This is a genomic window from Sulfolobus acidocaldarius DSM 639 (assembly GCF_000012285.1).
Taxonomy (GTDB): domain Archaea; phylum Thermoproteota; class Thermoprotei_A; order Sulfolobales; family Sulfolobaceae; genus Sulfolobus; species Sulfolobus acidocaldarius.
In genome coordinates, this window is the sequence record NC_007181.1 from 209,948 (window position 1) to 231,343 (window position 21,396).

The 21,396-nt window shown below is 38.4% G+C and carries 23 protein-coding genes; 9 read left to right on the top strand and 14 right to left on the bottom strand.

Translation table 11 applies throughout. The annotated features are described in order from the left end of the window. Window positions 1–4 precede the first annotated feature (4 nt). Complete coding sequence (gene bluB, locus SACI_RS01220) at window positions 5–670, top strand: 5,6-dimethylbenzimidazole synthase (protein ID WP_011277168.1); 666 nt, start codon at window positions 5–7, stop codon at window positions 668–670. 120 nt (window positions 671–790) lie between these two features. Here the strand turns inward: bluB and SACI_RS01225 are convergent, their stop codons facing one another. The 6 genes from SACI_RS01225 to SACI_RS01250 all read right to left on the bottom strand — a co-directional run bounded on the left by SACI_RS01225 (window position 791) and on the right by SACI_RS01250 (window position 4,439). After that, a complete protein-coding gene (locus tag SACI_RS01225) occupies window positions 791–1,024 on the bottom strand; it encodes a hypothetical protein (RefSeq protein ID WP_011277170.1) in 234 nt (77 codons plus the stop codon). Between the two features lie 112 nt (window positions 1,025–1,136). Continuing rightward, the gene (locus SACI_RS01230) at window positions 1,137–1,622 is read right to left on the bottom strand and encodes a 3-isopropylmalate dehydratase small subunit (protein ID WP_011277171.1); all 486 of its coding nucleotides are present in this window, start codon (window positions 1,620–1,622) and stop codon (window positions 1,137–1,139) included. Next, window positions 1,622–2,866, bottom strand: a complete 1,245-nt coding sequence (locus SACI_RS01235; RefSeq protein ID WP_011277172.1) for a 3-isopropylmalate dehydratase large subunit — start codon at window positions 2,864–2,866, stop codon at window positions 1,622–1,624. Before SACI_RS01235 ends, SACI_RS01230 begins: the two co-directional genes overlap by 1 nt. Before the next feature lie 63 nt (window positions 2,867–2,929). After that, window positions 2,930–3,766 (bottom strand): twin-arginine translocase subunit TatC, encoded by an 837-nt coding sequence (gene tatC / locus SACI_RS01240; protein WP_011277173.1) that lies wholly within the window; start codon window positions 3,764–3,766, stop codon window positions 2,930–2,932. Further along, window positions 3,738–4,121, bottom strand: coding sequence for a hypothetical protein (locus SACI_RS01245; protein WP_011277174.1), 384 nt, complete (start codon window positions 4,119–4,121; stop codon window positions 3,738–3,740). Before SACI_RS01245 ends, tatC begins: the two co-directional genes overlap by 29 nt. Before the next feature lie 27 nt (window positions 4,122–4,148). Further along, a complete protein-coding gene (locus tag SACI_RS01250) occupies window positions 4,149–4,439 on the bottom strand; it encodes a Sec-independent protein translocase subunit TatA/TatB (protein ID WP_011277175.1) in 291 nt (96 codons plus the stop codon). Window positions 4,440–4,712: 273 nt separating this feature from the next. On the opposite strand from SACI_RS01250, the gene SACI_RS01255 reads away from it, so the two are divergent. The 5 genes from SACI_RS01255 (at window position 4,713) to SACI_RS01275 (ending at window position 10,834) form a co-directional block, all read left to right on the top strand. After that, complete coding sequence (locus tag SACI_RS01255; protein WP_011277176.1) at window positions 4,713–5,429, top strand: ABC transporter ATP-binding protein; 717 nt, start codon at window positions 4,713–4,715, stop codon at window positions 5,427–5,429. Continuing rightward, on the top strand, window positions 5,426–7,057 hold the full coding sequence (locus SACI_RS01260) for an ABC transporter permease subunit (RefSeq protein WP_011277177.1): 1,632 nt from the start codon (window positions 5,426–5,428) through the stop codon (window positions 7,055–7,057). The genes SACI_RS01255 and SACI_RS01260 overlap by 4 nt, the downstream gene beginning before the upstream one ends. Window positions 7,058–7,221: 164 nt before the next feature. Next, window positions 7,222–8,754 carry an acetyl-CoA carboxylase biotin carboxylase subunit gene (locus SACI_RS01265; RefSeq protein WP_011277178.1) on the top strand — a complete coding sequence of 511 codons (1,533 nt, stop codon included), beginning with the start codon at window positions 7,222–7,224 and terminating at the stop codon, window positions 8,752–8,754. Next, window positions 8,754–9,257 (top strand): biotin/lipoyl-containing protein, encoded by a 504-nt coding sequence (locus SACI_RS01270; protein WP_011277179.1) that lies wholly within the window; start codon window positions 8,754–8,756, stop codon window positions 9,255–9,257. Before SACI_RS01265 ends, SACI_RS01270 begins: the two co-directional genes overlap by 1 nt. Window positions 9,258–9,298: 41 nt before the next feature. Further along, entirely contained in the window at window positions 9,299–10,834 is a 1,536-nt protein-coding gene (locus tag SACI_RS01275; protein ID WP_011277180.1) for an acyl-CoA carboxylase subunit beta, read from the top strand. Between the two features lie 125 nt (window positions 10,835–10,959). Here the strand turns inward: SACI_RS01275 and hel308 are convergent, their stop codons facing one another. Beyond that, window positions 10,960–13,077, bottom strand: coding sequence for an ATP-dependent DNA helicase Hel308 (gene hel308 / locus SACI_RS01280; protein ID WP_011277181.1), 2,118 nt, complete (start codon window positions 13,075–13,077; stop codon window positions 10,960–10,962). A 162-nt stretch (window positions 13,078–13,239) separates the two neighbouring features. On the opposite strand from hel308, the gene SACI_RS01285 reads away from it, so the two are divergent. Both SACI_RS01285 and SACI_RS01290 read left to right on the top strand, forming a co-directional pair. Then, window positions 13,240–13,437: a ribbon-helix-helix domain-containing protein gene (locus SACI_RS01285; protein WP_011277182.1), complete on the top strand. Its 198-nt coding sequence runs from the start codon at window positions 13,240–13,242 to the stop codon at window positions 13,435–13,437. Next, window positions 13,434–14,405, top strand: a complete 972-nt coding sequence (locus SACI_RS01290; RefSeq protein ID WP_011277183.1) for an inorganic phosphate transporter — start codon at window positions 13,434–13,436, stop codon at window positions 14,403–14,405. Before SACI_RS01285 ends, SACI_RS01290 begins: the two co-directional genes overlap by 4 nt. On the opposite strand, the gene SACI_RS01295 is transcribed toward SACI_RS01290, so the two are convergent. Together SACI_RS01295 and SACI_RS01300 are read right to left on the bottom strand one after the other, a co-directional pair. After that, on the bottom strand, window positions 14,394–15,056 hold the full coding sequence (locus SACI_RS01295) for a DUF47 domain-containing protein (RefSeq protein WP_011277184.1): 663 nt from the start codon (window positions 15,054–15,056) through the stop codon (window positions 14,394–14,396). The two genes, SACI_RS01290 and SACI_RS01295, sit on opposite strands and share 12 nt — an antisense overlap. A 55-nt stretch (window positions 15,057–15,111) precedes the next feature. Beyond that, window positions 15,112–16,245, bottom strand: coding sequence for a DUF763 domain-containing protein (locus SACI_RS01300; RefSeq protein ID WP_011277185.1), 1,134 nt, complete (start codon window positions 16,243–16,245; stop codon window positions 15,112–15,114). Window positions 16,246–16,282: 37 nt separating this feature from the next. Between SACI_RS01300 and SACI_RS01305 the strand changes: the two genes are divergently transcribed. Beyond that, entirely contained in the window at window positions 16,283–16,945 is a 663-nt protein-coding gene (locus SACI_RS01305) for a metallophosphoesterase family protein (protein WP_011277186.1), read from the top strand. Between the two features lie 6 nt (window positions 16,946–16,951). Here the strand turns inward: SACI_RS01305 and SACI_RS01310 are convergent, their stop codons facing one another. From SACI_RS01310 to thiD, 5 genes are all read right to left on the bottom strand, one after another. Beyond that, on the bottom strand, window positions 16,952–17,773 hold the full coding sequence (locus SACI_RS01310; RefSeq protein WP_011277187.1) for a zinc ribbon domain-containing protein: 822 nt from the start codon (window positions 17,771–17,773) through the stop codon (window positions 16,952–16,954). Between the two features lie 26 nt (window positions 17,774–17,799). Next, window positions 17,800–18,513 carry a class II glutamine amidotransferase gene (locus tag SACI_RS01315; RefSeq protein WP_011277188.1) on the bottom strand — a complete coding sequence of 238 codons (714 nt, stop codon included), beginning with the start codon at window positions 18,511–18,513 and terminating at the stop codon, window positions 17,800–17,802. Beyond that, on the bottom strand, window positions 18,506–19,201 hold the full coding sequence (locus SACI_RS01320) for an MBL fold metallo-hydrolase (protein ID WP_011277189.1): 696 nt from the start codon (window positions 19,199–19,201) through the stop codon (window positions 18,506–18,508). Before SACI_RS01320 ends, SACI_RS01315 begins: the two co-directional genes overlap by 8 nt. A gap of 93 nt (window positions 19,202–19,294) precedes the next feature. Next, complete coding sequence (locus SACI_RS01325) at window positions 19,295–20,161, bottom strand: PfkB family carbohydrate kinase (RefSeq protein ID WP_011277190.1); 867 nt, start codon at window positions 20,159–20,161, stop codon at window positions 19,295–19,297. Then, complete coding sequence (thiD, locus tag SACI_RS01330) at window positions 20,158–21,366, bottom strand: bifunctional hydroxymethylpyrimidine kinase/phosphomethylpyrimidine kinase (RefSeq protein ID WP_011277191.1); 1,209 nt, start codon at window positions 21,364–21,366, stop codon at window positions 20,158–20,160. The genes SACI_RS01325 and thiD overlap by 4 nt, the downstream gene beginning before the upstream one ends. Between the last annotated feature and the right edge of the window lie 30 nt (window positions 21,367–21,396).

Genomic DNA, 21,396 nt, shown 5'->3' on the forward strand with positions numbered 1-21,396 from the left:
CCATATGGACCTATATGAGGCTATTAAGAAGAGAAGAGACGTAAGGAGTTACTATAGGAAAGATCCCATACCTGATGAAGTCTTAGCAAAAATTTTAATGGCTGCACACTTAGCACCATCTGTAGGTTTTTCTCAGCCGTGGAACTTCATAATTATCAGAGATATAGAAAAAAGGAAGAAGATAAAAGAGCTCGTCCAGAAGGAGAGGGAAAACTTTAGACAACAACTAAGTGAGGAGAGAAAAGAGATTTTTGATAGGATAAAAATAGAGGCAATACTAGATACACCAATTAACATAGCAGTAACATGTGACCCACAAAGGTTTGGTCCTAATGTATTAGGTAGAAGTACTATGCCTTACTTATGTCAATATAGTACCGTTTTGGCGATCGAAAACCTATGGTTAGCATCTACTGCAGAAGGTATAGGAGTAGGTTGGGTAAGTTTCTTCCATAAAGAAGACGTAAAGAGAATTTTAAATATTCCTGATTCAGTGGACTTAGTAGCTTACCTCACGTTAGGTTATGTAACTCATTTTCCGGACAGACCTGAACTAGAGGAAAAGGGATGGCTCAAAAGGTTACCATTAGAGGATTTAGTATTTGAAGACGAATACGGAAAGAGACCATCAGATAACATGGTATTGGCAATCAAGAACGTGAAACTTTGACGAAAAGAGATTGAAAATCTGATTCATTTTCTATTTTACCCTTTAATTTTTATGGTGTAATGGAAATAAGTAGTTAGAGATGAAGAACCAGTCATGGTTTTACATTAATCATAGATTGACTTAATTTGAGCTTTTCTTAAGCCTCTTAATAATTCTCAGTGTCATCTGACCAATTGAGAAGACAAGCAAAAATTCTACTGTATACACTATAACTGAATACAATAGGAGAAAAGGTATAGAAGTAGCTAATTCATATACTATCTGTCCATAAATGACTCTTATAGCTTCTATTCCAATCCTTACATCTATAAATGTAAATAGGAGGGACAGTAGAGCGAAAATAACCAACTTCATGCTTTTAGTATGGTTTAACCTTATAGATAAGCTTTACTTTTAGAAAGATCTTATTTTTTAAAAATGTATAAAGTGAAACTTTCGATGAATTACACTTATTCTACCAAAAGTGTTAAGAGGCTTTCTTCAGGTACGTTATAAGTCCACCAGTTATCAATATCTCTAATGGCATTCCTGAAATGCCCTTACCCTTCAATACTTTACTTCCGTTAACTACGATTTCCCCTGTCTCAACATTTACTCTTACTAGGTCACCCTGATTGATCTCTTTCGTAGCGTTCTGAAGTGTTATTACAGGTAGTCCGTTATTAATAGCGTTTCTGAAGAAAATTCTGGCAAATGATTCTGCTATTATTGCCTTTACTCCCGCAGCCTTAAGAGCCATTGCAGCCTGTTCTCTGGAGGATCCCATTCCGAATACCTTCCCTGCTACAATTATCACTCCTGAAGAGGCTTTCTTATAGAACTCTGGATCTAATGGTTCCATCGCATGCTGGGCTAAATACTGTGGATCAGTATACTTTAGGTACTTGGCGGGAATAATAATGTCTGTATCTATTTTGTCTCCAAATTTTAGGACTTTAGCTTCTATTATCATTATAATCTCCTCGGGTCAGTTATTTTACCTTCTAATGCGGTAGCCGCAGCCACTGCGGGTCCTGATAGATAGACTTTTGCGTCAGGACTTCCCATTCTTCCTTTGAAGTTTCTTGAACTTGTTGAGATTATTGTCTCTCCTGGACCCGCTATACCAAAGTGTCCTCCTAAACATGGACCGCATGTCCCATAAGTTATTATAGCCCCAGCATCAGCTAACGTCTGCACATAACCTAGCTCTAATGCTTTCTTGAACAGCTGATAAGAGGCTGGAATCACAATTGTTCTTGTTTTAACTTTCTTTCCTTTCAATATCTTAGCTGCCATCTCAAGATCGCTTATTCTTCCGTTGGTGCAAGATCCTATGAAAACTTGATCTACTGGTGTACCTTCTACCTCATTTACGCTCTTTACGTTATCTACACTATGAGGAGCAGCAACTAGAGGGTCTAATTTAGATAGATCAATATTATATTCATCAACATATTTTGCATCTGAATCAGGAGTCACCATCTGTGGCTCATATCCTCTAGCTGTCTTTATGTAGTTGAATGTTTCCTGGTCTGGAACAAACATCAATGCATCTGCATTCATTTCAATACCCATATTAGAGACTGTAGCTCTGAAGTCCATTGGTACGGCTGAGGGCTCTTTCACGAAAATCTCAAGAGACATTCCGTTAAAGTAATCAGCCTTAAAGTCCCCTAAAATCTTAAGGGCTATATCCTTACCATTTATCCATCTGGCTGGCTTTCCCTCCAGTGTTATCTTAAATGGCTGTGGAACCATTACCCATGTCTTTCCAGTTATAACTGCTGCTGCTACGTCACTTGCTCCTAAACCTTGCGCGAATGCCCCAACAGCACCTGATGTGCTGGTGTGACTATCTGCTGCTACTATAACCTGACCAGGATTAGCATACCTCTCGATCATTATCTGGTGTAATATTCCTGAGTTTATATCATAGAAGTTAGGCACTGATGTTTTCTTTACGAAGTTTCTAATTTGCCCTTGAATTTCTGCACTCCTTACATCTGGGGGTGGTGCTAGGTGGTCGAAAGCTATAACTAACTTCTCTCTATCAAATACTTTGAGAGTTCCCACATCTTCCATTACTTCTATGACATGATATCCAGTTAAATCATGAAATGCGACCAGATCTACTTTTATTTCTGTTACATCTCCTGGAGAGACATTTTTACCTGAAGCCCTACTTAATATTTTTTCCGTAAGAGTTTGTGGCATTAGGTTTATTAGAAACTATAGTAGAAAATAAATATTACTTTAAAGATTAGTTCTAACTTAAAACTATTTAGTCATTAAAAGATTCTTTTTCTTCTCCCTGCTCTTTTCTGCTATCTTTGATGCATAAGCTCCTCCAAAGTAAAGCATGGAGAGAATAATCCCTATGATAGTTTCAATTATACCGCCTGTAGTGCCAGGAGATATAATATACGCAACAATAAAGGATATTAGTACACCCCACCTCCAATTTTTAAACCATGTTGACGACTTTATCAATCCCACCAGGGTGAGCATATACATTATAAGAGGCATTTCAAATGCAATTCCTGTACCAGCCATTAATAGTATTATAGTACTTATATATGAGTTAAATCCTAGCGTAGGTTCAACTCCCAGTGAGACGTCAAGCCTATATATGAATATTAACATAAAGGGTAAAAGCATAAAGTAGGCGAATGCTGAGCCGGCTACAAATAATAGCATTCCTGGAGTTACTAACTTCCTAAAAGTCCTCTTTTCATGCTCATATAACCCCGGAGACACGAATGCCCAAAATTCCCTCAATAAAATGGGCAAAGAAGAGAAAATTGATAAGTAGACCGAAACAGTTATTGTGGTCAGTAAAGCTTCAAATGGAGATAAGGTTATTAGGATCAAGTCTTTTGGAATTGGTCTCATTAAGACCACTCTAGTGAATTGGACTGATATGCTGTCATATAATGTAGGATAAAGTATGGGTATAGAGTAAGTTCCGATTTTAATAGTTGTAATTCCAAATGTGGTGTAAATTGTAAGGAAGACAAGAAATGAGATTATAACTCTCCTTGTTCTGCGTAATAACTCCCTTATATGCTCTATTAATGGTTGCTCTTTATCCTCCCTTGCCTTCTGATAACTCATTGTCTACTCCTCTATTCTTCTTAAGCTCATTTAACTCTTTCTCAAGCTCCTTGATCCTCTGCTCAAGCATATCCATCTTATAGTCCTTAATACTGTAATTTACTGGTGTATCATTGGTTGTCTCATAATACATAGTTCTCGAAACTTCAGAAAGAGGTCTAACTATTTCCTCATTGCTTTGAGCAATTTCATTGAATTCACGTTTTAGTTCATTTACAATCTCAGTCTGCTTTCTCCTTAATTCATTGTATGTCTTTACCACGTTTTTAATGGTGGATATAGAGTTTTTGTCACCTGCTAATAGAATTATACCTAACACAATTATGATCAAAAAACCATCTATTGAAGAAACCAATAACTTTCACCATTATCAGCTCTGCTGTTAGCTCTGTCCACTCTGCTGTTTTTGTTTCTTTAACTCCTCTAACTCTCTCTGTAAATCTTGAATCTTCTTTTGAAGTTCTGCCTCTTTATCAACGGGTTGCTGAGCCTGTTGAGCTTGTTGCATTTGCATTAGCTCCATCTCAGCCTCCATCTTGCCTTTCTTGAATTCACCGACAGATTTCCCAAGTGATCTGAACAGCTCAGGAAGTTTTGTTGCTCCAAAGAACAGTATGGCAGCTACAATAAGCACAACTAACAATTGATCCCAGTTGCCAAACATATTTATCATTATATATCTCGTTTCGCTATTTATAAACTTTTTTCACAATTAATTTATCGTTGTTCTTCAGCTAAAAGCTAACTGAGTTTGCAGGTAAGAAACTATCTTGCGCCTAAAGTTAAATTATACAACGAGAATTTCTTTAGATACTATTAGATTTTGAAGAAAAGCTTTTAAATACTTCAAGTTAAGAGACGGATTGGGCGGTGGTAAGTTGGAAGAATCCTAGAGGGCATTAATCTAGGTTACGCTTATGTAGACGCAAACTTCGTATTCAGGAATGTGAATCTTGAGACTCATGAAAATGAGCTGGTCAGTATTGTGGGACCTTCAGGTATAGGTAAATCTACCCTTCTGAGAATATTAGGCGGATTTACACTCCCAACAGAAGGAGAGGTAAGGTTAGAGGGTAACAAGATCACTAAACCAACACCAAAGATATCCTTGATTCATCAATCCATAGTTACTTTTCCTTGGATGACAGCTCTCGATAATGTTAAGTTAGGGTTAAAATATAGGAAGTTACCTAAAGAGGAGGAAAATAAGATAGCTAAAAGAATGTTAGAGTTAGTTGGTCTATCAGGGTTCGAAAACTTCTATCCTAAACAACTAAGCGGGGGAATGAGGCAGAGAGTAGCTATTGCCAGAGCACTAGTAGCCGATCCTCTTGTCCTTCTTATGGACGAGCCCTTCTCTCACTTAGATGAGTTAACCGCAGAAGGACTGAGGCAAGAGATATATCAATTGTTATTCAGTGAGGAGGTCCCTTTAAAGTCCGTGGTTTTAGTTTCACATAATTTGAATGAGGTAGTCGAACTTGCAGACAGGGTGTATATACTCAACGGTTTTCCCGCTACAGTAATAGGTGAGGTAAAGATCGAATTAGAAAGACCGAGGGATCCCAAGGATACAAAGTTTACTGAGTACGTTGATGTACTTTATAAACTCCTTAGTCCCAAAGCAAAGAAAGTTAGTGACTCCAAGGGTGAACTAATATGAGTGTAATCTTAGAAACTGTAATTGCTACTCTATTTACTCTAGGTAGAGTATGGATAACTATTGCCCTATCCATCATCACCGGTTGGTTTTTAGGTTATCTGGCTATTAAGAGCCACGTGGTAGAGAATATATACGTGAGTCTCATTGAGATTTTTGAGTCGGTGCCCGTATTCAGTTTCTTACCTATAGTTCTTATATTCTTCGTGTTCACAATTGGGGGAAATTTAGGTATTCAGTTAGCGGTTTTGTTTCTTGTATTCACCGCAGTAGTATGGAATATTTGGATGGGTATTTACCAAGCATATAAGACTATTCCCCAGGATATGTTAGAGGTCTCTGAAAACTATAGATTTTCACTTATGGACAAATTCTCAAAGCTATACATACCCTACAGCATGCCACGCATTGCCTCAAACTTATTTCCGAGTTTCGTCAACGCTCTATTTTACATAACTGTGAGTGAAGTATTCAGCATAGGGAATTCACAGTATCAGGTTTTCGGAATTGGTTCTCTTATAAATTACTTTGTGAATAATGGGCTGTACAATGACGCTCTTATCGGAATAGTCATTTTGATCATATGGGTTATAATATTTACTCTCGTATTGAGAGAGCTAGCTGAGTATATCATTTCAAGATTCGGGCTAGATACTGAGATTAAAGTTAGAAAAAGAGGGAGGCTTAGTATTCGCTATTCCTCCAGGATAAGTAGTGGTCTCTCCACAATAGTCAAGTTAGGAAAAGCTTTCACCATACCTGTTGCTAGAAGAAGTGTTAGACAAGTGAGAGTAGAGGAGGAAAAGGAAAGAAGTAGAGCGGCTAATTTATGGAAATACGTAGGTATCTCAATATCCGTCTTAATCCTGTCATTTATTTTATATGGCTCTATCTCTGTCATAATATCAGTACCGTTAGCTACTTGGTCATATTTAGTATCTAACACTCCTTTTGCTTTACTTTCAATAGCTGTGGATTACATAAGGGTCGCAGTAGTTACTTTAATTTCATTACTGATCACAATCTTCCTAGGCTACTTTATAGTTGTACACAAGAGAATAGAGAGAGTAATACTACCACTAATTCAAATTGTTGCTGCAATTCCAGCCCCTGTCTATTTTCCGTTTCTTTATGCATTTTCCATATCTTTTATAAGCCATTTGTTCGGAGCGTTTACTAACGAGTTTTATGTTCTACTCCTTGGATTCTTATCTACCTTCTATTACTCATTTTTCAGCTACTACATAGGAGTTACCAGTATGCCTGTTCAGTTTTGGGAGATAATGAAAAATTACGAATTGTCATTTTGGCAGAAGCTTAGGCAAATAATCTTACCTTCCACAATGCCCTATCTCATAACAGGGATAACTTCCACAGTAAATAGCACTTGGGGAGGCTTAGCCATAGCAGAGTATTGGCCAAATATCACGCAAGATCACAATCTATATGTGAGGACGGGTTTAATGAAGGATATTGTCTTATTTACAAATCAAGGCGAAATTGCGTTAGCATCATGGTTTTCGTTGATTTTTGCCATAGTAGTTGTTGTCTACTCTATTTTATTCACGAGAAAACTTATGGATTTAGCTAGGAAAAAATATATTGCTGAGGAAGGAGTTTATTTAGCATAAACTTATTTCTTTCTAAGTACTCCTAATTGTGAATGATGTGGAATCCGGGATCTGAGAATGATGACAAAAAGCGCGAGCGCTGATTATAATTTGATCTGTAATGAGAAAAATTGGATGTATAAATTTTTTATATCTGTTTATGCTTATATAACTTAGTTGATTTTATGCCCCCGTTCGGAAAAGTCTTGGTCGCAAATAGGGGAGAAATAGCAATAAGGGTAATGAAAGCCGTAAAGGAAATGGGAATGAAAGCAGTTGCAGTGTACTCAGAGGCTGACAAGAACTCTCTTCATGTCAAGTACGCTGATGAAGCCTACTATATAGGACCTTCTCCGGCAATTCAAAGCTACTTGAATATAGAGTCAATTATCAGCGTAGCTGAGAAAGCACATGTTGATGCAGTTCATCCGGGTTATGGGTTCCTGTCTGAAAGGGCAGATTTCGCAGAAGCAGTGGAAAAGGCAGGGGTGGTGTTCATAGGACCTTCTCCCCATGCAATGAACTCCATTAAAAGTAAACTTGACGGAAAGAGACTTGCAAAGGCTTCTGGAGTTCCCATATCACCTGGTTCTGATGGACCAGTGGAGAATTTAGATGAGGCTATTAAGATAGCAGATAGGATAGGCTACCCTATAATGGTGAAAGCAGCCTATGGAGGAGGAGGCACAGGTATAACTAAGGTAGATTCTCAAGAGCAACTTATTGAGGTTTGGGAGAGAAATAAGAGATTGGCATACCAGGCATTTGGAAAAGCTGACTTATATATAGAGAAAGCCGCAGTAAATCCTAGACACATAGAGTTTCAACTCATAGGAGATAAATATGGCAATTATGTGGTTGCATGGGAGAGAGAATGCACGATACAGAGGAGAAATCAAAAACTAATTGAAGAAGCCCCCTCACCTGTAGTTAAGATGGAAGAGAGAGAAAGAATGTTTGAACCTATAATGAAATTTGGGCAACTAATAAGATATCACACCTTAGGTACATTCGAGACAGTGTTCTCCGATGTAAGCAGAGAGTTTTACTTCCTTGAGTTAAACAAGAGGTTACAAGTTGAACATCCAATAACAGAGACCATATTCAGAATAGATCTAGTGAAATTACAGATAAGACTAGCTGCAGATGAACATTTACCCTTCACACAAGAGGAGTTGAATAAGAGGGTAAGAGGACACGCAATAGAATATAGAATTAACTCAGAGGATCCAATGAGTGATTTTTCGGGAAGTTCAGGAACTATTACCTATTACGAGGAGCCATCAGGACCTGGAGTTAGAGTAGACAGTGGAATCACCTTAGGCAGTTATGTTCCACCTTTCTACGATTCATTAATAGCTAAGTTGATAGTTTACGGTGAAGATAGGATCTCAGCACTACAGTCAGGGCAAAGGGCTCTGAGCGATTTCAAAATTGGTGGTGTAAAAACGACAATAGAATTATATAAATGGATAACGAGAGAAGAAGATTTTGTAAATGCCAAATTTACTACCGCATACATAAGTCAGAAAAGCAAGGAGTTTTTAGAATACCTGAAGAGAAAAGAGATGACTAAAGCTGTTATAGCATCAGTCATGTACAGTAAAGGATATGTTAAAAAGAGTGGTAACGGCAAAAAGGAGACAGTTTCAAACAATAAAAACAAATGGAAGACTTATGGAATAATGTCACAATCTTCATATAGGGTGTTGTGGTAATGAAGATTATAAAAGTAGTTACAGATCAGGGAGATTCTTACACTTTTGCTACAGAGAAGAGGGATAATAAGGATTTAATGAAAGCGGAGGGAGCAGAATTTGAGGTTGAATACCTGGGAGCTGGATGGAGAGAGGGAGAACATTTAGTAAAAGTCAATGGCGAAGTACATACTGTCTCCATAATTAATGGTCATTTAGTTATTGATAACGAGACGTTATTCAAAGTTGATAGGGTTATTGAGGAATCTCTAGGTGAAAAAGTGTCATTTGAGGAATTATTTAAGGGTAAGGAGGGAGAGATCGTTTCACCTCTACAGGGTAGAATTGTCCAGATAAGGGTAAAGGAGGGAGATGCAGTAAATAAGGGTCAGCCCTTATTATCGATTGAGGCTATGAAGAGTGAAACAGTAATATCAGCACCTAAAGGAGGAGTTGTGAAAAAAGTTTTGATAAAACCTGGACAGGGCGTTAAGAAGGGAGACCTTCTCTTGATAATTGAATAGTTATGGGGTGAGGTCAAATTACATCTACATATGATAAAATATTGGAAGAATTGAAAAAGAAGAAGGAATTGGTATACAAGGGAGGAGGAGAAGAGAGAATTAAAGCACAGCATGATAAGGGGAAACTGACTGCAAGAGAGAGACTATCATTATTGTTTGATGGTAATACATTTCAGGAATTTATGGGGTTTGCAACAACAAAGGCTACGGAATTCGGTCTAGATAAGAACAAGGTCTATGGGGACGGTGTGGTCACGGGATGGGGAAAAGTAGAGGGAAGAACTGTTTTCGCCTACGCACAAGACTTCATATCATTAGGAGGTACATTGGGCGAGGTACATGCTAACAAGATTGCCAGAGTTTATGAGTTAGCCCTTAAGACAGGTGCACCTGTTGTAGGAATAAATGACTCAGGTGGAGCTAGAATACAGGAAGGAGCTGTTGCACTGGAAGGCTATGGTGCAGTGTTCAAGATGAATGTTATGGCATCAGGTGTTATACCACAGATAACTATTATGGCTGGACCTGCTGCAGGAGGTGCAGTTTATTCTCCAGCATTAACAGATTTCATTATAATGATTAAAGGAGATGCTTACTATATGTTTGTGACAGGACCAGAAATAACTAAGGTAGCTCTAGGTGAAGAAGTCAGTTATCAAGATCTAGGAGGAGCAATAGTGCATTCAACTAAATCTGGTGTGATACACTTCATGGCTGAAAATGAACAAGACGCTATAAACATAACTAAGAAATTGCTGTCATACCTACCCTCAAACAACATGGAAGAACCACCATACATAGATACAGGAGACGCTGCAGACAGAGACGTATCAGGAGCTAATGATATAATTCCAACAGACCCCGTAAAGCCATATAGTATGAGGGAGTTAATATATAGGACTGTCGATAACGGCGAGTTCATGGAAGTTCATAAGTATTGGGCAAACAATATGATCATTGGATTCGCAAGAATAGGAGGTAATGTTGTTGGTATAGTAGCCAATAATCCGGAGGAGTTCGGTGGTGCAATTGATGTAGATGCAGCTGATAAAGCAGCTAGGTTTATAAGGTTCTGTGACGCGTTCAATATACCCTTAATAAGCCTAGTTGACACTCCTGGTTACGTTCCGGGCACTGAGCAGGAGTATAAGGGGATTATAAGACATGGGGCTAAGATGTTGTATGCCTTCGCTGAAGCTACCGTACCAAAGATTACGGTAATACTGAGAAAATCTTACGGCGGAGCTCACATAGCTATGAGCATAAAGAGTCTAGGCGCTGACTTAGTTTATGCTTGGCCTAATGCAGAAATAGCGGTTACAGGACCTGAAGGGGCAGTTAGAATATTGTACAAAAGAGATTTGCAGAAGATGAGTAATCCTGAGGATTATATAAAACAAAAGATAGAGGAATACAGGAGATTATTTGCAAACCCATATTGGGCAGCAGAAAAGGGTCTAATTGATGATGTTATAGAGCCTAAAGATACAAGGAGAATAATTTACTCTGCTTTGGAAATGTTAAAGAACAAGAGAGAGTATAGGTATCCTAAGAAGCATGGGAACATTCCACTGTAAGAATGCAAGTGTTTTCTCCTTCTTCTACTTCTATACGACTTTTCTTACCTAAGGCTAGGAGTATTAATGAGAACTTTTGGAGTACATCGCAATCGTCCTTAAATGTCACTTTACCGTTTAAGTAATCAAGCAATAATTCTTGCAGCCTCTTTGACAATCTTCTCACCTAGATTTTGTCCTAGTAAACTCTTTACCCTCTCAGGTTTCATTACTATGTCCTCAGGTCTCTTTATCCCCTGGTTAAATAATAACCGAGCCCTAGCTCTACCTATGCCTGGAACTCTGACCAACTCTAACAACTCCTCCTTAACTCCGTCGGCTATCCTCTTATGTAACTTCTCTAGAACTGAGGTATGTTGATTCAAATCAAGGATTGAAGATACGTGAAAAGCACCATATGTCAACCATTCCATTGTGTCAATTATTGCCCTTAAATCTCCTGATCCTATGCCATATTTACTAAGTATTGTATCTTCATCTACCTCCTCAATCCAGTCCTTAAGAATAAATGCCACTTTGAGTGCTGAAATGTAATTCGAAAACTCAAGTTCATCATCAGGTTCATCTATTATTAGCTCACAGTCTAAATTGTCAAGTAGGGCGTCTTCTTCATTTCTACCTACACTTACTAAAGGTCCGTCGGGTGTGTAAGCTATCAAGTGAAAATAAGCTATATCACATGGGCTCTCGGCTCTCTCCAGGTAATTCTTAATTGTAACTGCAGTAAAGGGATTTAAGTAAAGATCTGACACCCTCCTGCCGAACTTTGTTAACTGGAGTCTATCGTCATTACTCTTTATGAACTCGTTTTTACTTAACCAGTCAATGGCGTTGTTGTAGTATTTCCTAACAAGTTGCTTAGACAACATTGTATCTTCCACATAATCCTTGAGTCTGTCTTCAGTAATTTCACCTTCTGATGCTATTAAACTTAACACGAAAGAGAAGAACGGTCCCTCAGCACCCAGTTTTGACTCTATGGGCTCTATGTCTGAATGGAGGTACTTGTCTATTACCTTATCAACCTCTACTTTAGACCTCACCAGTATAATAGCCTCCCCGTGGTTATCATAACCAGGTCTGCCCGCTCTTCCACTCATTTGCCTGTACTCCATTGTCGATATCATTTCCGTAAAACCAACTATCTTCCTGTTGAATCTGTAAATATCACCTATTACTACTGCTCTTGCAGGGAGATTTACTCCAGCAGCTAGTGTGGGAGTGGCTGTTATAACTTTAATGATTCTTTCCCTAAACGAGGCTTCTATTATATCCCTTAAGCCCTTTGACAGACCAGCGTGATGAAAAGCTACTCCTCTTACAATCAAATTATATAGTACTTCTTTCTCGTTACTACCAGCGTCTTCTACTTCCTTTATTCTTTCTGCTGTCTCTAACAGTTTTTTATCATCTAATTTAACAAAATTCATATACTGTGAGATCTTCATAGCTGTGGTCTCGGCGTATTTTCTCGACGACCTAAAAACTATTACCTGACCTCCTTTGGACAGTATGTCTAACGTGTAGGCTATTATAGGGTCATCTCCCTTTAACTTGTTCGTCGTCCCATCAGAGTAAAGAATTATGTGCCCTTTTTTCCCCTCTGAATACATAACCCCTTCCTTTAATGGTACAGGTCTCCAGTTGGTTGCAACTATATCAGCGTTTAACCATTTTGCCACATCCTTAGCATTTCCAATGGTAGCACTCAAGGCTAGGATAGTTCCCTGTCTCTTAGCCCTCACGGCTACACCTTCAACTACAGGACCACGATCTCCATCATTCATATAATGGAATTCGTCCAACACGAAGTAATCAATGTCCTTCAACCACTCAGCGCTGTGCCTCCACAATGAATCTAGCTTCTCGTATGTCGTAACAATTATGTCAAAGTTGCGTAACCAAGGATCATCAGTATCATAGTCCCCACTGGTTACACCTACCTTAAAGCCAAGTTTTTCCCAATCCTTAAATGTGGAATACTTCTCGCTGGTCAGAGCTCTCAGAGGGGTTACATAGATTGCTTTACCGCCCTTATTCAGTAAATGGGATATCATACCTAATTCTGCCATAAGAGTCTTACCTGAGGCAGTAGGAGTAGTTATGAGAAGCCTCTTGTCCTCAATCAAACCTTTTTTCACAGCTTCGGTCTGGGGAGGGTTAAGCTTCTTTATACCCCTGCTCTTTATTATGTCCTTGACCTTACTATCGACAGGTAAATCTTCTACGGTAATTTCTTCCATATCCTAAACGTTACCCATTATTTTGTAGGATTTATAAGCATTTTCCCCCTTATATGAAGTTTTTACTTGCGTTTTCTGAATATTACCATTAATAAGCTTTTCCTTTGCTTCTCCATTAGTTATATTTATCTCCTATAATGAAGTATGATATTATGATCACTTATGAATGGCGTCAAGAAACTTGACGATAATACCTTTGAACTTGAAATGAGCGGTGTTAAAACAATTTCCTTTAAACTTGATGATGATTTTTTGCAGGAAGTCGATAAAATGGTAAGACTTCTTGGTTATACAAATAGAAGTGATCTCATAAGAGATGCAATACTTGAGTACATCAGTGAGCTAGAAGATAAAACATGATAGATATAAGCCTTATACTATCTATACTTATATTTGTTTTTGGTATTACACTGTCTTTTATAGTAGGTGGGAATAACTCGGCAATATCTTTAGGGATTTTAGTTTCAACAAATGTAATGAAGCGAAAATATTCCTACCTTGTTAGTGCAATCTCAATATTTTTAGGGGCATCAGTTGGGAGTCTAACTATGTTTAAGAGCGTACATGGCATAGTTAACACGTCAGATGAGCTAATAGCAAAAGTCATCATAGTATGCATACTCTTCTCATCGATACTGTCCTTCTTCTATCTAAATAGAATGGGGGTTCCTACTGCTCTAAGCCAAATGATATATCCTTCTTTAGCAGTCATCTCGCTAGTCACTAGGATAGCTTTCCTTTGGAGTGCTTTCCTAGTGACTCTAGTGTCCTGGATGGTTTCACCATTAGTAGCAATAATTTCAGCTCTTTTATTATACAGATTAGTTCATGTCTTCTTGAAGAATACTAAAGGGATAATTGAACAGGTGAAGTATTACAGGGTAATCATATTGATAGCCTCTGCATTGACATCGTTTGTAACAGGGGCTAATGCTGTAGGTATCATAATCTCAACTGGGCTATTTGCATTACCAGAATATATAATAGTACCGTGTTATGCGCTAGCAGCTGCCATAGGGATTTACCTGAGTTCATGGAGGGCAGTGATCACAGTAGGTTTTAGGGTGACCAAGCTGGGTTATGCAAGTGCGTCCTCAGCACTTATAGGAAGCGCATTAGTATCTGAAGTTTTTACGGTATTTAGTGTGCCCATATCTATTACGCAAACAGTTATGGGAGGAATAATAGGTTTAAGTTTTAGGAGTCTTACTTCTGATATAGAGAAGCAGTTAAAACAAATAGGTCGTGGTTGGTTACTATCTCCAACGTTTTCCATTATAGTATCTTTAGCCCTGTATGGTATAATAAGAAGTATTTTAGGATTTTAATGTAGCGTATAATATTTTTATGCTCAGTACTGCACTCTCCATGCTGTCCAATATGTCGTCAAGGAAAAATATGGCATCTCTTGTCTGTAACAGAGTTATTAGATGGAGTGAGTCCTCCATATCGTATAGCCTCGTTATGATCATGTCTTTGATTTCATCTCCACTCCTCTCCAACATCTGCACCTCTTTTCCAACTTTAAGTGCTGAGGCTATGTCCTTTGGTAATAGGGACAACATTAAAACTACTTTATCAGACGCCTCAAGAATTATAGAAATATATGAGAGAAGACTTTCCTTCAGAGTTGTCAAACACTTTTCATCAACTCTCCTGGCTGTCAACGCCCTACCTGCATCCTTCGCTGAAGCACTTGCCCTGTATAGATCTTGTGTAAGCATAACTATAGCCTCCTTAAAGTCAGGCAGAAACGCTTCACTGTATATTACTGAGAGTAATTCCTCCCTGGTCATGCTTATCTTTTCGTTCAAAGATTTGATTTTAATTAGACTACTGTTTTTCATGTCGTCGTCCTTGACCAATAGGGCGTTTATTAACTGTCTCAAAGCTTCAGCTGTAGTTTTCAAATCTTCTCCTATTTTGATTAGCTTGTCAAATACCTCTTGCTCTCTGTTGATTCTAATTTTTAGTACCATAATATCAAGATAGAATCTCTTCTCTTCTGAACTTAAAAGGATTTTCCTCTTAAGACTATTCCTTTAACCCTTCAGCTAAACTTCTCAATTTCCTAAGTGCAAATTCCCTGTCTTTCTCTTCGGTCTTGATCCTTTGCAGTATATCCTCTAAGGTGTAGATTACCTCATATGCAACCTTCCTGTTAACTGGAAATGGAATACCGTCCTTTCCTCCAATTGCATAAGCATATTTAAAGGGATCGTAAGGCATGTTAACAGGGTCATTATAGGAGGGCGGTTCATTATATATTAAATCTGCCACAAGATATAGCGCCCTAGTACTAGATGGACCTAAACCATGTAAGAGTGCCTCCTCTAAATTAGATGGGTTTACTTCATATACCTTATGTAGTATTTGCCTAATTTTGGATATCTCTATCGGCTTCATGTAAATTCTCCTCTTCTTTATATCAACCTTGAACGCGGAGGGATTATCTAGTGTGGTCTGTCCTTTTATCATATTTTCAGCCTTTACTACGTCATTAATTAATTTCTCAGGAGGCTCTTTAAGGAGGTCAACCATCAACTTTCTTGTATTCTCCACATTCTTATCTACGGCATTTATGGCAATTTCCTGTTTTACACCCATTATGCCTTTATGCGGTTCAACTAGGAAGTTTTCAGTAGAAAGCCAATGGTACCTCCTGGCAAATCTGGTCTCCAGATTCATCCCCTGTTGTATAATACCCCATTTTCCGCTTTCACTAACTAAAACTGAGTGGTGATATAGCGTATGTCCATCCTGAATTAGTGTACTATCAACTTTAGCCACTAATCTACTGGCTCTTTCAATCTTTTCAAGGTTTACAGAAAATTTTCCTCTAAGGCTGTTTAATTCATCAGGGACTTTTAAGGCATTTTTACCTTTACCGCCTAATACTGCTATTCCTTCTTCCTCTGGTTTTATAACTTCTTTGAGTATTCCTAACGTAACTGTGGTTGAACCAGAGGAGTCCCAATCCATGCCTATGATATTGTTAAACCCTTGAAACCACAGAGGGTTTGATAGCCTCTCAACTACTTTATCTGGACCCCACTCAATTATCATCACGTCTATAATAGCCTTTGATAACCTCCTCATAATACTTGCTAACCAGTAGGGAACTTTACCTGTGTGAAGCGGTAAATCTGCTATTCCTTCGAGACCCACAAATAGCTTTTCTAGTAGTAATACGATTTATATTTTGATGCTAATAGCAGCAACATCAGATATCCATTCACCTAGATATCTAACGCAGTTCTTTGCTTCATTTAATTTAATAAGGAATCTCTCCATTGATATATTCCTTTTAGCAGGTGATTTAGCCAATGAAGGAGAGTACATACACTTTAAACCGGTATACGATGTTCTAAAGAGGTTTAGGACAATAGCAGTATTTGGAAATGAGGACTTTAGGGAGAACAGGGATTCGTATAAGGAAACTTATCCTGATATAAAATGGTTGGAAGAGGATATCGTGGAGTTCGAGTTGGGAGATATCTTAGTCAGTATAATCGGTAGTGACGGCGTTTTAGAAGAACCTACAAAGTGGCAAAAACTTAACGGTATTGATGAGAACTATTATAGGGAGAAGGCTAGAAAAATAGAGGATTTACTGTGTAAGGCTAGAGGAGACGTGAAGTTACTTTTGACACATTACGCATGTACATTTATGACTGTCCAGGGAGAGAAAAAGAGCATATTTCCCCACTTGGGTTATAGGATACTTGAGGAAACCAGCTGTTTACCCCATTTGGCTATACATGGTCATGCGCATCACTCTAAAGTCACTCAAGGCTTGGTTAGAGGAGTGAGAGTTTATAACGTTGCGTTACCTGCTAATCATAAGATTGTCTTAATAAGGTTATAGATACTACTAACAAGTATATTTACATTGTAGTGCCAGGTTATACGCGGCGTTAAAGTCTCTGTCAGCCTTGTAACCACATGATGGACAGACAAATAACGGTCCCATCACTTCACCTCTCCTGAATCCACAGTTAGAGCAAATTTTGCTCGTGTAATATGGGGGAAGTTTTCTGAACTTAACTCCCTTCCTATATAGGTGACTCTCTAGTTCTTTCTCCACAGTTCTCAATGCACTGCCTATTTTACTCTCAAAATATTCTAAATCCTCTATTGCGACTACTTTAGGGTTAAGGTCTTGGATAAATGACACAACATCTCTTATGATATTACCAATCTTACCCTTTATCGTCCTTATTTCTGAAACTCCCTGCGGATCACCGATTACCTTTATCATCTCTTCAGTTATTACATCGTTTCCCCAATATCTTACTTTCCAGAGGCTATCTTCTCTAATCGACACCACTGTGATTAAGTGCCTCACCCCGATGTCAATACCAACTATTGATTTAGGCTTTTCATAAGCTAGAAAAACTCTCACGTCATCTGAAAATTCAGCTATAGCATAGAGAGGAGGTGATCTTCTTGTCGAACTCACTAGAGCATCGACTTCAGGTATTCTATAGGGACTTGTATTTCCTATTATTCTCAATGGACCGTATCTTATTTTGTTACTTGAGGAGGTGGCTTGATAATACAATTCACGGGGTATATTTGAGGGGGGAGGACCCCCCTTCACTATCTTCGAGTACTCCCTGATAAACAAAATCTGTTTATGGATCTCTTTTAATTTTCCGTAATTCAAAATTTTAGCTTCTATCAGCTCTTCCATAAGATTAATTATAACTAGTCATACATTTAAATTTCGATTACACTACCCTGTCTTAATTCCTCACCTTTAACTCCATAGTAATACATAACAGTGGAAGAGAAAACATAGTTTTCATATCTATACATCTTGTAGTAATCTTCTACATCCCTCATCTTATTCTTATTGTAATAATGCCCGACCAAGAGAGATACATCCTCATTACTTAATGATAAGAGAATTGAGTTCAAAGTGACTGAAAACTCAGACAGCTTGATTATTGTCTCCTCATAGGCTCTCTTCACATCAAGGTTGTTTCTATCGATGTTCTTTATTATCTCTTGCAGGAAAAGGTAACTATCTGTTGAAGGGTAGTTTGGGTCTTCAAATGCTTTTCTACTTATAGATCCATTATGGGCGAAGTAAATATCCAGATTCTTTGTCCTCACATGATATGGGTGATTATGCCTTACTCCTAAAAGAAAACCCTTTCCAGCTCTCCTGACATGAATCATGCCTATTACTCTGTCTCCTTTCAATAGGCTTGCAATATCATAAAATGTGGGATCATCATAAATTGGGATTGGTGACTTGAAGTGGAGTACTCTGGGTTTATTATCCCTATATATAATTGCTGAAATTCCCCAACCATGAGGGTGATTGAGATATCTAGAAAACACATCGTTTCTTGCAGCATCAATTAGGGATTTCAAAGCCTTATGGTCAACTTCACCTTTTACTGAAAATCCTAATAATCTACACATTTAATACTAACCCATCATATGCTACTATATAATTCTTGGCTATTAATTTAACTTGATCTTCTATTTGTGAAGGTATATGTGTCATAACTAACTTGCTTGGACTCGAAAACATTGATAGTAATTGTTTAACTGATGTATGTCCATATTTAGAACACTCCTCTAAGCAACTTGCCTCATGGATAACCAAATCAGCGTCCTTAATTTCCTCCATAATTGGCTCACACGGCTGGGACGTATCTCCGGTATACACAATTTTCCTTTTATTATCGGTTATCACATACGAAACAGCGTATATTGCATGGCAAGCCTCCACAGAGTATATGTTTAAGTCTCCTACCTTCCCTTTAGGTTTACTTTCCTCGATCAACTTTATGTTTATACCATTCCATTTTTGATAAGAGCTAAGTATTTCGTATAGTCCGGGAGGAGATCTAATTTCTACGTCAGGAAGACCGAAAATTCTTCTGTATATTAAGTGGTCAGGGATTCCGTTTATGTGGTCAATATGTAAATGTGTTACAAATATTGCAGAGAAATCCACTAGTTCCAGGTCATCTAATTTGAAACTTGCTCCAGAACCTAAATCCAGTAGTAGTGACCCTTCACTGCCTTTCACATATATAGAGGATTTCACTCTTTTGCTCCCTTTTGTTGACCCTGCTCCAGTTCCCACAAAGACTATTTTCACTTCTCGTCACTCTCTAAATATATTATACAGTAAGGACAAGGGCTTTTATGTTTACTATTTAACCTTTTTATTCTGACCTTATTCTTGGATTTTTCACTCTTTCTCAATTAGTTCACTCACCTCGCTCAACCTGGGTCCTAAGGCACCTATCCTTGTAGTTGAATACGCTGAGATTATGTTAGAGATTCTCACCGCCCTCTCTAAACTATAGCCCTTTTCAAGGTAAACTGCCAGGGATGCATTAAACACATCACCAGCTCCTGTAGTATCAATAGCGTCTACTGCGAGTGTAGGGATTAAAATTCTCCTCTCCCTTGTGCCTATATAAGCTCCCCTTTCACCTAACGTTACTATTACTGCTCTCTTAACTTTCTTTAAGAGTAAGTCTATTCCGTAGTTCAAATCTTGAGTACCTGTTAATTCCTTAAACTCAATTTCATTTGGAGTTAATATGTCAACGTACTCAAGCAGGGAGTTGTCATTAAGAACAGCGGGGGCTGGATTTAGTACTTTAACACCGGGGAACTCCTTCAATGCTTTCTTGACAACGTTCTCGTTCACTTCCAATTGTGTAAGTAAAATATCTCCATTTAAACATCCATCTAAGTCGTCCTCGCTGAGGAGAGCGTTTGCTCCTCTATTCACGACTATGAAGTTCCTCCCTCTCCTATCAAAGACTATATAAGCAGACCCTGTTAACGCGTTTTTAATTTTCACATACGCAACATCTAACCTCTCGTCCTCCCAAAATTTTATAGCCCTTTTTCCGAACTCGTCATTACCCACTGCAGAGATTAACCTAACGTTTCCACCTAGTCTTGATGCAGATACAGCTTGATTTGAGCCCTTCCCTCCGTGATCTATATAGACACCATCGCTGAAAACTGTTTCTCCCTCTGACGGGAAGTCTCTAACCTTAATTAGAAAATCCACATTATAACTTCCAACGACAACAATCATTTTGACACCCTTTTAAGTTTCTCTATCATCTCTTCTACAGTGTTAGCCGTGAGATAAGCCCTACCTTCATGTAGTATTAGGTCTCCATCAAGACCGCTCTTTGTAATTTTTATCGTACCCTCCTGAACAGCGTTAAGTAGATTACTGTTCAAGGAAACTGATAGAACTATTCTCCTCTTATAATCCTTGGCAATTTGCGTTACCTTATTATTGAGGTTTATTAGTACGGGTCCATCAACCTTAATCTTATCTAGATAAGGTATCGTACCCCCGGCTAATGTTGCAACGTCTTGATAACTGGTTAGAACAGCAACATTGCTCTTGTCTTCCTCTTCTAATACAGTCCTTATTAGTTTAGGGTTTCTTTCTAGTTGCCATAACAAATTCTCTGCATCTTCCCTTGCAGTTTCTCTTTCGACTATGCTTTCCACATTAGAAAAAGGATCAACTGGACCATTCCCCTCCCCTAAATCCAAAGAGTACTCTATGGATTTTGACACAAACTCCTTAGCCATCTTTACTGCTTCCTTGATTTTGTGACCCTTGGCTAAATACGCTGTGAGAGAGGCAGAGAACACATCTCCACTCCCATGAGTGTTCTTAGTTTCCATCTTTTTACTCTGTAATTCGATTTCTTCTCCTTGGACAATGGCATAATCGATTCCTCCCAAGCTTCCCCCTCCCTTTACAACAACATCGACACCATACTTAGTATAGATCTCACGAGCAGTATTTTTAAGGTCTAGTATGTTCTCGATTTTTCTTCCCACTATTTTCTCAGCTTCAAACTTATTTGGAGTGAGTATTATGGATTCCCTTATCAACTCCTTCAAAGCTGACACGGTATCCTCTGTTACCAATAGGTCACCTGATTTAGCTACCATTACCGGATCGAGTACTAGCCTTATGTTGTATTCCCTTACCTTTTTCCTCACTACTTCAACTATACGGGAGTTAGCTAGCATTCCCGTTTTTGCGTATTCGGGCTTCAGGTCGGTCATAATTACATCTATTTGAGACTCCACAAAATCTGGAGGAACTTCAAGGACTTTGAATACACCTTTAGTGTTTTGTGCAGTTAAGCCTGTGACTACTACTGTCCCGAATACGCCTAATGTTGTGAAAGTTTTCAGATCAGCTTGTAATCCTGCACCCCCACCTGAATCACTGCCTGCTATTGTCATGACTACAGGTCTTTTCCTCACAAATAATTAGAGTGAAGGGCATGAATAAAA